Origin of the sequence: Dysgonomonas sp. GY617 (genome assembly GCF_015233815.1) — a bacterium.
Classification (GTDB): Bacteria; Bacteroidota; Bacteroidia; order Bacteroidales; family Dysgonomonadaceae; genus Dysgonomonas_A.
The window spans coordinates 17,455-31,196 of the sequence record NZ_JADCLR010000024.1 but is presented as its reverse complement, the minus strand read 5'-3'; the positions used below and the strand labels follow the sequence as shown (position 1 = coordinate 31,196).

11 protein-coding genes and 2 pseudogenes are annotated in these 13,742 nt (G+C 38.8%); 2 read left to right on the top strand and 11 right to left on the bottom strand.

The genetic code is table 11. The features are described 5' to 3' along the window. Nucleotides 1-6: 6 nt before the first annotated feature. On the top strand, nt 7-846 hold the full coding sequence (locus IR022_RS14345; protein WP_194204232.1) for a hypothetical protein: 840 nt from the start codon (nt 7-9) through the stop codon (nt 844-846). 455 nt (nt 847-1,301) lie between these two features. Here IR022_RS14345 and IR022_RS14340 read toward each other — a convergent pair whose 3' ends face one another. The 6 genes and pseudogenes from IR022_RS14340 to IR022_RS20055 all read right to left on the bottom strand — a co-directional run bounded on the left by IR022_RS14340 (nt 1,302) and on the right by IR022_RS20055 (nt 6,128). Beyond that, nucleotides 1,302-2,186, bottom strand: a complete 885-nt coding sequence (locus IR022_RS14340) for a hypothetical protein (protein ID WP_194204231.1) — start codon at nt 2,184-2,186, stop codon at nt 1,302-1,304. Nucleotides 2,187-2,222: 36 nt separating this feature from the next. Continuing rightward, nucleotides 2,223-3,071 carry a hypothetical protein gene (locus IR022_RS14335; RefSeq protein WP_194204230.1) on the bottom strand — a complete coding sequence of 283 codons (849 nt, stop codon included), beginning with the start codon at nt 3,069-3,071 and terminating at the stop codon, nt 2,223-2,225. A gap of 49 nt (nt 3,072-3,120) precedes the next feature. After that, nucleotides 3,121-3,999 carry a hypothetical protein gene (locus tag IR022_RS14330; RefSeq protein ID WP_194204229.1) on the bottom strand — a complete coding sequence of 293 codons (879 nt, stop codon included), beginning with the start codon at nt 3,997-3,999 and terminating at the stop codon, nt 3,121-3,123. A 781-nt stretch (nt 4,000-4,780) separates the two neighbouring features. Continuing rightward, nucleotides 4,781-5,476 (bottom strand): annotated as a pseudogene (locus IR022_RS20065) (hypothetical protein). 69 nt (nt 5,477-5,545) lie between these two features. Next, nucleotides 5,546-5,770, bottom strand: coding sequence for a hypothetical protein (locus IR022_RS20060; RefSeq protein WP_242053271.1), 225 nt, complete (start codon nt 5,768-5,770; stop codon nt 5,546-5,548). 154 nt (nt 5,771-5,924) lie between these two features. Continuing rightward, nucleotides 5,925-6,128, bottom strand: coding sequence for a hypothetical protein (locus IR022_RS20055; RefSeq protein ID WP_242053270.1), 204 nt, complete (start codon nt 6,126-6,128; stop codon nt 5,925-5,927). Between the two features lie 67 nt (nt 6,129-6,195). Here IR022_RS20055 and IR022_RS19870 point away from each other — a divergent pair, with 67 nt between their 5' ends. Further along, nucleotides 6,196-6,345 carry a hypothetical protein gene (locus IR022_RS19870; RefSeq protein WP_199330318.1) on the top strand — a complete coding sequence of 50 codons (150 nt, stop codon included), beginning with the start codon at nt 6,196-6,198 and terminating at the stop codon, nt 6,343-6,345. 104 nt (nt 6,346-6,449) lie between these two features. On the opposite strand, the pseudogene IR022_RS20390 reads toward IR022_RS19870, so the two are convergent. The 5 genes and pseudogenes from IR022_RS20390 to IR022_RS14300 form a co-directional block, all read right to left on the bottom strand. Beyond that, nucleotides 6,450-8,308, bottom strand: a pseudogene (locus IR022_RS20390) (glycoside hydrolase family 97 protein). Nucleotides 8,309-8,612: 304 nt separating this feature from the next. Further along, on the bottom strand, nt 8,613-9,062 hold the full coding sequence (locus IR022_RS20050) for a FimB/Mfa2 family fimbrial subunit (protein ID WP_242053269.1): 450 nt from the start codon (nt 9,060-9,062) through the stop codon (nt 8,613-8,615). A gap of 443 nt (nt 9,063-9,505) precedes the next feature. Next, on the bottom strand, nt 9,506-11,266 hold the full coding sequence (locus IR022_RS14310; RefSeq protein ID WP_194204227.1) for a FimB/Mfa2 family fimbrial subunit: 1,761 nt from the start codon (nt 11,264-11,266) through the stop codon (nt 9,506-9,508). After that, a complete protein-coding gene (locus IR022_RS14305) occupies nt 11,263-12,210 on the bottom strand; it encodes a FimB/Mfa2 family fimbrial subunit (protein WP_242053268.1) in 948 nt (315 codons plus the stop codon). Before IR022_RS14305 ends, IR022_RS14310 begins: the two co-directional genes overlap by 4 nt. 22 nt (nt 12,211-12,232) lie before the next feature. Further along, a complete protein-coding gene (locus IR022_RS14300) occupies nt 12,233-13,729 on the bottom strand; it encodes an Mfa1 family fimbria major subunit (protein ID WP_194204226.1) in 1,497 nt (498 codons plus the stop codon). Nucleotides 13,730-13,742 lie beyond the last annotated feature (13 nt).

The following is a 13,742-nucleotide window of genomic DNA, read 5'->3' as shown; positions in this document are numbered from 1 at the left end:
ACTATTATGAGAGCTATATCATTTTTTTTATTTTCCACAGCACTCTTCTTTTCTACAAACAGTTTCAGTCAACAGATTGGAATCAATACAAAAACGCCTAAAACCGGAACAACTCTGCATATTGATTCACAGGGAAATACATCTGCTGACAATACCACAAATACGACTGATGATGTAGTTGTAATGAGTGACGGTAGACTTGGTATTGGCACAACTTCTCCATCGGATATTACTACAGGTGTAAAAGTGGAGGTTGATGGGCAATTTCGCTTGCGTCAGGGAGCTGCCCTTGAGAAAATTTTGATGACTGATGCCAATGGAAATGCATCTTGGCAATCTTTCTCTCTGGGCGACTTTAGTAGTGAATTCGTTGTTGAAAGCCCATTCCTTACTATACCATCTGGAAATATTTATAAGGTACAAACTATCGCCACTTTCAGATTTAATCAACTTGAACTGAAAACTGACGGAACTTCTTCTCTAACTATCCCACCGGGACGATATTTAATTTCTCTCTCTAATAATCTTACCTATATTTCTGCATCTAATAATTTGGCTGAATTTAATGAATATGTCAAAGTATATCTGTATAGAATGGATCCGGCTACAGGAAATGTCTATACGCCCGAACTTTTTTATTGTATCTATGGCATAGATCAACCGGGTGCTTCGATGTTCCTTAATTTTACGCAAGAAACAACTTTATGTGTGGCTTTCGAAGCCATAAATACTGGTACGGGAGTCCCTTATGTAGCTCCTTTGCCTTATAATCCTCCTGCTGATGCTATTTATCCTTTTCTTGTGATGAGAGCCACAATCGATGTACTAAGAATACAGGGCTTCTAAGTTAATTGAAATGATTTTCAGGATTAACTAAGCTATTGAAATACACATCAACATAAAACTATTTTGCCTGTTGGAGAAGATAGACGGAACTTTTAATCCTGATGAGACTAACATTGCTTATGTGTACAACGATTTCGTGCGCACAGTAACATCAGTTTGCTCCCCTATCCGAGGAAATCAATCTATTACAAATTAAAAAGTGGTACTTATAATGCTAAATACCACTTTTTTGTTTTCCGTTTCTACTAAACTTGTAAAAGAAATTAAAATAAGCAAATACGATATGACAGATAATGAACACTGTTCTTATACAATAAGAATATAATACGCTTGTATCAACTTAAAAAGGGGAAATTCCTATTTTGCTGTAAAATAGATATATTTTTCTTTTACGATTTCTAATGCATCACGCATATTGAGATGAATACTATTTTTACATCTGTTTTTCTGTGATCTTAAAAATAATTTTTCCAATAAATAACCGATGTTTTATTTGCATTTAGCCCAGGATTTGCCAGTAATGTCCATATATAATTCACTGCCGCTGCGAAATTGGGGTTATGGGAGATCCTAAAAAAAACTTTATCTCCAGCAGTAAAACTAGCACCCAAAGTAGCAGTGGTTGTAATAGGCACACCTGTTGAATAAACCGGCAGATCTAACTCTATCACATCTTTGGTAGTGTATACATTTGTAGCCGAATCATAAGTCATACACCATAAATAATAGATTCCCACAAAGACTTCATTTGTTGTATTGGATGTCCTTCCGTACATTCTGAATGAAAAATTATATCCGCCGGTTTCCGAAATCTCTATAGGACCACCAAAGTCCATTAATGTCGTATTCTCTGGCTGAAGCGCATTTCCGCCAGTCGTAACAGCCGAAGTTTGCAGGTCTCTATACGTCAATGACATATTCAAAGAAGATAAATTATAAAGATAGCACCATTTTATTCCATCATGATAATATAAACCGGGTATAACCTTGTTACTGCCCGTAGTTATAGCTGTGTTATATACTATCATACCCTCCACAGGCAAAGGTACAGTTATATTATCGGATATAGAAGTAAGAGCTACCCTGTTAGGCAAAAATGCCGATTGTGTACTACCTAATTCAAGTTGTGCTCCTGTATCAGTATCGGGTAACTTACCAAGTGCTATTTTTGAATGTCCTCCCGATTCTGTAAAAATCCAGTCATTGGTAATTATATTATCTCCGTCGCCATCTATATGAAATAAGGTTTTGGGAGTTTCGGTAAAAACACCAATTTGGGTATAAATTAAAGAATTAAAAGACAAGAAATTAAACAATACAAGTACGTATAATATTTTCATAATTTACTTTGTTATGCGTTAATAATATAACTTAAATCAGTTCTTCCAAACAATCAAAGAGGTTTTATTGGCTCCTAATAATCCCGGATTAGCCCTAAGAGTTATGGTAGGGGCTCCCGAAGGAGTTGCTAATCTTAACGTAATCTGATCTCCTACAGCCAAAACAGGTGACATTAAAATATCAGTATAAGTAATAACAGCGTTATTAGGAGCAAAAGGAATAACAACTTCGTGGAAGCCAATTAAGGTTGTCCCGTTTTTTACCAAATATAAATACCCTATCCCTCGCTGATAAATACTACCTGTATATGAAGTCTGTCCATATAATCTGATCGAAAAAGTATATGTTCCTTCATTATTGATAGTAATTGTATTATTCAGAGGCAGAAGAGTGGCACTTGCCCATTGCGATTGGGCTGAGGCAGAAGCGACTGAAGTTGATTGAGTAATAGATTGCAAATCGAAAAGAGAAACTCCTTGCGATACATGTAGATCAATATTTGAAAGACGCCACCAAAGACTATCATTCATATAAAATAATCCGGGAATAACGTTGTCCGGATATGTTCCGGCTGTATTGGTATTATAAGTCAGCATTCCATCTTTTGGATTAGGTATTGTAGTCATATCCAGAACAGAGGTAAGGTTGACTCTATTTATCAGAAATGCTTTATTAGCAGAAGCTAATTCGAGATTAGCGGAAGATGAGATCGAAACAGCTTGACCAATATTCCAAACTGTTTGATTATAGTTATTTGTACTTATTTCGAATTGGTTGGCCTGATTAATAATAAACTGTGAATGTGCCGAATCTCCGTTTAACATAACTTGTGCATGTATGAACCAACTGCTGAAACAGAATAGTATAAAAAGAAATATTTTCATTGTAAATGGTCTTTATCTTTAAGTAATAGTGCTTGGTAATGATATTGTATTATACTTTCCAGTAAATAACAGATGTAGATGTTTTGTTTAATATTCCGGTCATATAATATAGAGTACAGCCTACACGTATTTGGAAGTAATCGCCTGCATTAGCTATACATCCCAATATGACATTTGTCGTTATTCGATTCGTTCCTCTATACATAGGTGTATTGAGTTCTGCGACATCGACTTTAGAGAAAGTAGTTTCTCCCAGTGATTTCTTATATAGAAATACATACATCTGTGATCTCAGTATCGAGTTTGAGGCATTGCCTCCAATCTCATTAACTGTTGAACTAGCATTAATATCCAGATTTAGAGAAAAAGCATAGCCTCCATCTTCTTTTATCAATAAGTCTCCAAAATCAAGAACTGATGTCTCTAAAGCCGATACTGCATTCGCCTGTTGCAATGTCAGGTCAGTTTTTAGTAATATTCTATCCCTTAATCCGGTATAACTGCTTGTCTCCATTTTGAGCCATATAGAACCATTATACAAATAAATACCTGGAATTGTATTGTATGGGAACACACCCATTCGTGCTGTATTAAACACAAGCATTCCTTCAACAGGATTTGGAACTGTTGTGTGATCTGTAGTCGAAGTCAATTTAACTCTGTTGAGTAAGAAACCTTGATTCGGGTCATTCATCGATAAAGAAGCATTTGCCGAGGGAATTCCACCTAAGGCTGCGCTCACACCTCCATTTCCATCATCTGCTACGATAAAATCATCTAGAAGCCCAATACTCCCTGAGGTATTGAAAAGATGATCTATATGAAAGAGACCTATAGGATCCTTTGTATTTATTCCTACCTGACAATAAAGCAAGCCCATAGCGAAATGCATTATCATTATTAAAGAAATCTTTTTTTTAATCTTCATTTTTTTTATAAATTAGTTAGTTAGTTTTAATTTTAAAATGGGATACTGTCGAACGCACTTTCGTTAACAGTTTAGGTTTATAAGAATAGCGAGAACAATAAAAGTTATAACAAACTGATAGTCCAAGCCAAGTGTTATGCAGGGAGATATAAAAAAGCAGCAGCATGTAATCTCTACACACCGCTGCCGGACATAGTTGTACCATAAGTAAACGGAAATATCGTACTGATTTTGAACGACAAAAAACAAACAAATCAGAGATATGAAAACCTTTACCTGAACAACTATCGATATATATATTGGGGAAATATGTAAAAGGGGAAAAGAATTCTCTCTCTCTCTCTCTCTCTCTCTCTCTCTCTCTCTCTCTCTCTCTCTCTCTCTCTCTCTCTCTCTCTCTCTCTCTCTAATATTTCAACGCACATAACCAAATCTAAATCGTTAAACTTTAGATTGTTATTAGTGGGTATGTTTGTTAATACTATTGTCATTACTCTGTATAAAGAGGTGATTTATAGTTACAAATGTAAAATAAAAAAATTAAAATACAATAGCATATACCTCAATTTAATGATCTAACTGGCATTAATTATATAAAAGTAATTCTAAGAAAGATACGCTTTGTCAAGAATTACAATTTGATAAAACTAGTTCTTTGATTATAAAAAAAGAGATAATAAGCATCCTTAAAGCATTTATAGGCACCTTTACTACTTCCTAAGCGACTATAAAGTAATGCAAATATAGCTTGAGTCATTGCAGGAGTGCCTTTTATAGTATGCTAAGTCTTTTTTATTTGCTCCTTATCGGTTATTATTTTGAGTGGATAAGCTAATAAATTTACATCAGCCTGTTTAATATTCTCACCATTATATGAATCATGTTCACGAGTTACTCCATTTTCCATTTTCGAAAAAACAAGATTCTCCGCAATTTCTTTCCATTTATCCTGTATTGGAAGATTAAGTATTTCGGCACATTCATTTGCATATTGTAGATTTAATTTGGCGATAGCATTCGTGTAAGCATTGTTATCCACATTTTCTGCCCACTCATCAGTACATACTACATTTCGTATTTCATATTTACCACTATTTATCGTCATACGGCTTTCCCAAAATTCAGCGGTATTTTTAAGTATTGCCCAGCCTTTCTCTCTCAACCACTCCTAGTCTTACGTTACCAAATAATAATACCACGCAGCAAATGCAACATCTCCTGTAATATGATGTTCAAAAGTACCCGACAAAGCCCAGACTGGAGTTTCTTCTTCTCCACTTATAGCACTTTCCCAAGGATACATTGCACCTTTATAACCATAAGCCAAAGCATTCTTTTTAGCTGCTTCGAGCCTGTTGAAACGATACTCTACAAATTCTTTAGCCATTTCGGGATGAAATATAAGTAAAGGTAAATACATAAACATTTCGGTATCCCAAAATACGTGCCCGTTGTACCCCAATCCACTTAATCCCATTGGGGATAAAGAGTAATCCGATCCTTCTCTAGTGAAAAAGTATAAATAATACATCATATTATGTATGTCTTATTGTGCTTGTGGATCATCTTCAAGAATGATATCACTTTCCCAAAGAGTTCCCCATTCTTTCTTATGGTGTGCCAATAAGTCATTCTTTCCTTGAAGATTTGCATAAATAGAAAGACGTTCTGCTTGATTGTACGGATCTTCAAACTGCTCCGAAGAAACTAGATTACCTACTAAAGAAAAGGAATAGGATTGTCCTTTCTTTATTGGTTTAACGAATTTCATTAAATGGGTGTCATTGTCTCTCATCTCATGTAAAACACGAGGTTCTTCACCATATTTTTCATTGAATAAAAATGTATTTGATGCTACTACTATAGTCCTTCCCGAAAGTGTTTTGGCTACAGTGTCAATAAGGGAATATAAGCATGAGATGGATTTATTTCATTATAATAATGTTGATCGTCATAAAAGCAGAGGGTGTCTTGAGAATATTTTCGACGACTAAGTAAGTGTCTTTTAGTGGGGTGACTTTTATATCCATTATTGTATTATGAGGCAAATGACGCAACGCATAATACGAATATTGTACTCTCGCAATATCCTTAAAATTGAAAGAACCTGTAAAAATTTCCGTCCTCATATCTAACTCTTGCTCAAAATTGGATATATTCAACTCATTAACTTCTTCCCATCTAATATACAGTGTTATGTCTAAGAGATTGAAACTGGGTAGGAAATTACTTGTACGCCCTCATCCATATTTATCATATACACCAGCAAGTATAACTTCCTTTACCTTCAAGGGGATAGGCGATGAAATAATTCCTATCATTCCATTCGAGATACTTACACCATAGTAGTTGGATGGATCAATTTCATTGGTCTTGATTACCCAAGCATCCTGAGAATTTCCTACAATTGAAAAAAAAAATGAGGACGAAAATGATTACGTTTCTTTTCATTATATTTCCTTTAGACTAATAGCAACACCTCCACTTGGAGCTAATTTTGTTTCAATTTTGTTTTATTTGAATAGCTTCATCTTTTTTACCACTAGGTAAGAATTTAAAATCAATGATTGCTTCACGACGATTTTCGTCCGTCATTCCACCAATATACCATTCATTTTTACCTTTTGCTTTTCGGGCAATAGTTATGTAATCGCCTGGTTCGGCTTCCAAAATATAAGATTGATCCCAATCAACAGCTACATCTTTAATAAATTGGAAAGCGTCCGGAAAATGTTCGTAATTTTCTATCAGATTGGCAGCCATTTGCAATGGACTGTACATGGGTTACGTATAAAGCTTACTGTTTTACTAAAGTAGTACTAAGTTTAGCCTTATTTGAACCATACACGGATAAGTCACCTTGAAATATTCCTGGAGTATAGTCCATAGGTCCTCCCATCAAACGAGTAAAAGGCAAAATAGTTGTGTGGTCTGGATGATTTCAATTGACCATAATTTTGTAATCAGCTGCTGTTTTTGCCACATAGACGTAATGATTGACCATCCATTGTCCATCATGATGTTCACTACAAGGAATAATGGGACCCACATAACCGATTTTTACGATATCGTACCCATTATCGACCATAAATTGAAAAGCATCATACAATTGACGTTCATAGTTGACAACTGATGAAGTTGTTTCGTGGTGCATAATTATTTTGACACCTTTCGAAACTGCGTATCGTTGTAATTCTTTTACATTAAAATCGGGATATGCTTTACTAAAACTATATATATTTTCCTTCACATAAGCTGCATTATCTTCCCAACCTTCGTTCCAACCTTCGACCAATACCCCATCAAAGCCATTTTTTGAAGCAAAGTCAATGTACTTTTTCACATTATCAATATTAGCTCCATGATTCCCGCTTGGTCTCAGTTTTGTGTAATCATTTTCTCCGATAATAATATCCTGATTGTCTGTATATGCCCATTTAGAACCTCCTCCGATAAAGTATTCCCACCATACGCCAATGTATTTTGTAGGTTTGATCCATGATGTATCTTTAAAATCGCAAGGCTCATTCAAGTTAAGAATCAGGTTAGAAGCAAGAATATCACGAGCATCATCACTTACCACTACTGTACGCTAAGGACTTACAGTTCCAGTCTGAATATACCCTCTGTTTTCATTCTTATCAGGAGTTAAATGTGAACTCAATTTGAACTCTCTATCATTTACACTTAGAGACATTGCCGGATAATTCATAAGAGCAGCCTCATGTATATTGATGTATAAGCTATCGGCAGATTTCATCATCAGTGGTGTTTGAATAGCTAAATTAGGCGTTGGGGCTTTTGCAGCCAACGATTCTTTACATACATCGTCTATTAAGGCTGTAATTTCTGAAATATTAGATGTTGTTATAGGAAATTCATTCGTGTCATAATCAGCAGGAATCCAAAACGCTTTATGATCTGCCAGATTGAACTCGGTTGTTTCGTCTTTTATAGTGAAATGACGAATATTTACTTGCCAATTGGTTTTCTCTTGAATCAGGGAAATCAACATTTCATTATGATTGTCTCTTATTTTATTATTTTCGCCCCATACAGGAATCCAAGTATTATCAAACGAAGCATACTCAGTATTGGTTATCGAAAAGCCTTCAGCAAAAGGACGTAGGGCATTGATAATAAAACCCATTTTGCTGTCTTTTATAAGCTATTTGCCTTTATATCGAAGATAGATAGGCATTCCATTTTCTTTTAACTGAAATGTAAGAGTCAGATTAGTATCAGGCGATCTGAGAATACTAGCAAATAAACTACTTAAAATCAAAATATTGAAGCATAGTAAATATATTTCTTCATATCATTATAGTATGATTATTAAATTTTCAGATGACAGATAAACAAAACTGCTTATCTATATTATTTAGTTTTTATTTTAAATATCCCAGATTTTGAGTCTGATTTTTATTATTTGACAACACATCTGTAGGTATTGGATATACGATGTGATATGGTATTGATTGAACTTTATCGGTAATGAGTTTTGTTTTACCAAGGAACTCCGGCTCTTTTTCCAGCCTTCAGTCTCACTAACAGGTATTTAAAATCATATTCATATTCCACCTTTATAATTTTTTCGATTCGAACCAATTACCTTACCAGTATAAAAACACAACCCCAGATACAAACACATGTATATCATACAAATACCCTCTCATTGGTAGAGGAAAGTTCGAACTTGCAATATATTCCCTACTGTCCTCATTAATTGAAGTCAATATTCTCAGGCGAGGGGATTGTATAGATTCATAAACATATGTTACACCTTGATAGACTCCTGGGGAAACAGAATCTAAGATTACTTGCTGATAGGTAATCAAGTCCGAAGTACTGAACGTTAAAGAACTGCCTGGGGCATAAGACGTATCTGGTGCAGCATTCTCCACAATGAACGCATTGCCTGTACCAGCTACTGCATTCTCCATGGTGACACGTAGCTTGGAGCATGCCCGCGTTAATGTGATATTGGCCGGGGTAGAGGCAGATGTACTACTTAGGTTAACGTTTACAGCTTGTCCGTACATGGGCAGACCTGAGCTGAGCATTATCGCGGTAGTTAACGGTCCCTGTGGGGTTGTTAGTGCTTTTATATCTCCGACAGTCGTTACCGCATTCAAAGAAATTACATCATTACAATTGGCCACCACATAGATATCCCTGAATGTAGCTATCGCAGGATCCAACGGCAGGTTTACCATTGTGCAGTTATCACCGGAGGGAGAGAATTCCGTATGGATAAAACTATTCAACACTGTATTACTCCCTGGAGTTGCCAAAAAAATGCTCAAATCTTTTACTGCATATTCTGCGGGCAGGTCGTCCGGATCACCCGCCGCCTTCAGGCTTGGTACAGACATAAGCACAAGGGATACCTCCTGGGGTGTTTCTGCAAACGGTTCTCCGTCATTGTGACAGGCGGATAGCAAAAAAAGGGGTAGGAATAATGCCACATATATATTGTCGATTTTCATAGTTCTTCATTATTTTGTTATTCTACATTTCTGACACACCTCGACACGGTTGAAGAAAAGCTATAGCGTTCAAAGCGCTGGTACAATACCTTATCATAGTTCGCAGAATCGGCATAATCCAGATACCCACTATACCAGTACCCTTTGACCTGGTGTACTACCTCCATCGGATACCAATCTTCGATACCTTGGAATGACGGTGCCGGATATGGCCATCCGTCTGAAAACTGCTTCCGTGTAACTACAATATCACCCGGAGTGAAAAAAGCGTCGATAATCCCGAGTTTTTCGCTTCCGAAACTATCTCCCCCCTGCGTATCGGTTAATAGGTATTTCGACATATCCATCCCTGTTAATCTTCCTAATAAGTCCTGTGCCTGTTGCCGTAGAGGCTTTGAGTAAGTGGGTATGCCTAAATTAATGCCAAGCCATGTATTGGATTGCCATATCTTATAGGTTTGATCGAACAGCGCAAGGAACGACATCATTTCACAGGAGTTGATTATCCTCCAGCCGGAGCCGTATTTTTTTTCACAGTAATAGGGAGGCTGCCCTTTGATGATATTAGGTCCCTGTACATTGGGATCCCACCAATTGACCTGATCTCCAAAAGCACCCATCAGTCCCTGCTGGAATTGTTCATTGGTCGAATGGATTTCTATCTTCCCGCAGGAAGTAGGCACGATCACGCTTGAGTCGGTCGGTATCACCGGCGGAATGGCAAGACTTTGCCCATCCTGAAATATATATACGTAATCGTCTTTCTTCCAGGGTTCCACACAAGTTTTTAACGTAATGCTTCCATCAGGACTTATATAGGCGTTTATCCGGTAGTGATAATTACGTATGATACAGCTATCCGATAGGGAAGAAATAGTACGCCGCTGAGCGGTTAATCCGGTTTTTGCCTTGTCTGTAAGGATAGGAAACACTCGGTTATTGATATGCAGTCCGGTAAAGCTGGAATTTCCGCTTTTATTGAGAGACTCGGGGATATAGAAAGGTCCTACCGACCCGATCGAATCCCGTGTATAATCCAGCCCTGCCAGATCGCCGAAAAGAGAAGACACCGCCTGCCCACTATAATAACTGTTTGACGGAGGAACAGAGTAAGACGCTGCTACATTTTGTAATTGTACAGAGGAGACGATATCGGCAGCAGGCAAAATACTGCCCGGATTCTTCTTGTAGAAGACGATTTCTACCCTGGCTAATGAACGCACCAGTTCAACTTTGGGTGTCGGTAAAACCAGAGGCTCAGGAGAAGCTTCAGTACCTCCTTGCAACACACTGATTGCTTTGTAAACTGCCGACATAAGCATCCGACCTACATTTGTGGAAGTATCCGGTTTAAATCCTGGATTATATAATAATCCATTGAAACGCGAATCACTTTGAAATTGTGACACATTGGTCACGGAAGTCAGCATGTCATGAAAACCAACATATGCCGATTCGTTGGCAAAGAAATAAAAATCATAGATTCCCGGCTTAAACTTTATCCCATGGCTTCGACTCCCGAAACCACCGGGAAAATCTAGGATATCATTGTAGACCGAGTTGCCATCCGGATCGAAAGCTATCATGCGTACTTCAGTTACCCGATCTTCACCGTCTGCGTCTTCATTGATACTCCCAGAAGAAGCTTTTACCGACAGGAAGATATAAGCCTGTTCACCCTTGGATACAGAAGAATCATCCCGGCTACACCCCATGATGATTAGGCTCCAGCCATAAAGTAAGATATACAGAAGCTTCTTAAATTCCATTGTTTTCATAATTCAGTTGTATAGCTGTGTACCAACCAATTGTTAACCCATATCGCCGCAATCATATATGTCCCGCAGCCGCACTGGTCCCTGATGGTGAAACGAACCAAGAAATCATGATCACAGTCCAAGTTCACATCTGGGTTTTTCAACAGTAGTGTCCCCAGTAAATCACCCCGATACAGTTCACTGTTATCCGCCTTGTTCGATATGATCAGCGAACTGTTGTGGCCTGTAACCAGTTTTAGTACGGTAATCCTTGCTTCCAGGAGACCGTTAGTGAAGGCGGTCTGCGAACCGTATTCGATCAGATCGTCTGGAGCTATGCTACCATCTATATTCATCGAGCCATTGGCCGATTCGATGGCGATCTTATAATCGCCAGTTAGCGGAAGACCTTCGACCTGTATAGTCAAACGGTTCGTTATCTCTTGGAGATTGACAGATGCAGATTCGAAAACAGACCCGTATTCAGCCGGGTCGGGTAAGAAGACCGCTGGACTTTTCCCGTGATAGATACGTTTGCCCTCGAGAGAGATGGCTAGCCCGTTAGAACGTTTAAGCCTAAACAACAGTCCGCTTTTTTCATCCGAGAAGCTACGTTCAAATGCATCCGCATCAAGACCGGCCCAGGCAGTCACGTTGTACAGTCCGTTTTCCACCTTCAGCCTCCCCATATAATGTTCTGTCTGAACGCTATGGTTGGTTATATGGTATGCGACCTGCTTATCATGGCGATCGAAGACACTCAATTCCAAGCCTGATAACTGAGGATATACCATGCCGGTATGGCACGGAGTTTTGCTATACAAGTGAACATTTATCCCTTGCGGGCAGTCGTCCGTATGATCGTAAACACAACCATTCAAGCCTGAGAACATTAATATACCCAGCAGGAGGAAAACCCAATTCCCCCTACCCGCCCCCCCTTGCTTCGCATTCATTTTACGCATGCCTTTGCTTATTATACGTAAATTATAGGTCTATGTCATAGGAGTGTACCATCCACATCAACACTGTAATATCGACAGACATATAGGTGTCGGTGGAGCTTAGCGGATCAGTTGGAGTAACAGGGTTGTCCGGTTCGGGACCGGAAGGTTTCGGATCTGGATTATGCGGAGCGTCAGGCCCAGACGGGATCAGCGGGTTCCAATTCACTCCAATACTCTTGAAAGAGTTAATATTGACATGATAGATGTTATTCCTTATTACGGGCGAGTTAATCGGTCGACTTATGTTATCCGGATTCAGCCAGATATAATACAACACTTTTCCTCCTGTATAAGTAGATACAGATTGATTCTGTACACCGGTACTATAATCCTGCGCTTTTTGGATGCTGGAATAAATCGCACCGTCAGCGCCACCCACATAGAACGTACCACCTGTCAGTGCGCCACCATCTTTTATCAGGGACGGATCAGGCGTAAATTTAGCCCTGACCAGTATGTAGGCAGTATTTCCTTTTCGGTATTGACTATTTGATTCATCCGTTCCACTAGAATGCGTATTTTCAAGCAAAAACTTGCCTGGGAATGTAATCTGACTGCCATCACCTGGCCTGGTAGGCACAATATCCGTCAAATTCTGTAGGTCTGAATAATCGTAGTAAGTGGTCGCCGTGGTGGCATAATCGACGTTAACCCCTGGCATATAATCAGCCCCCCATGTCTTAGTGCTACCATCTGCATTGGTCTGAGGAAAAAGGTATACGGCATTGGCACCCTGGGCCACCGAATAAGTAATATTGGAGATGATCCCAAGCTTAACTCCGTCTGTGTTGATCACATCCGCCGCCGCCGAGGTGGTGACAATAGCACGGGAAGGTATCCTGCTAACACTGAGGTCCACCATGTTCTTCCCGCTGGCGGTCACTTCCTGTGCACTGATACCATCAGCTATGGTAAAAACATTACTCTTACCGCTCAGGGTTAGCAAATCGGCGTATATGACCTGCCCACTTGGCGTAGTTACACTGGATGATGTGTCTATATGCGCCAAGCTCGAAATAGGTAACGAGGAGGACAACGTATATAGATAATCACTCCCAGGAATAGCTGTAAGTAGAGGATTGGGGCTGTTCAGTATGACAACCATCTGCTTATCGCCAGGAATTGTCTTGAACGGAACGGAAAGTCTTATCATGTCACGACCAACAGCATCAGACCCAAAAAGAAAATCACCTGGTTGGAAACGACGTGCATCGAGCAGTGTACCACCATCCGACGAAAGCAGGTACAGATCCAGTGTAGCGATCGTTGTCACACCACTATATTGACCAACGCCATTATAATTAGGGTCATCGGCTGCTCTAGTTATGTTTGTTCGTGGCAACGACAACGACAGCCCCATATAGGTAGTACCAGTAGAGGACAATTCTTCTTTGCCTACTCCTTCATCCGAAGTACAGGCAACAATCCAGACAAGCAGCATTAAGGCTGTAAAAAAACTCCATTGCTTTCGTTTCATAATTTTAAAGTTT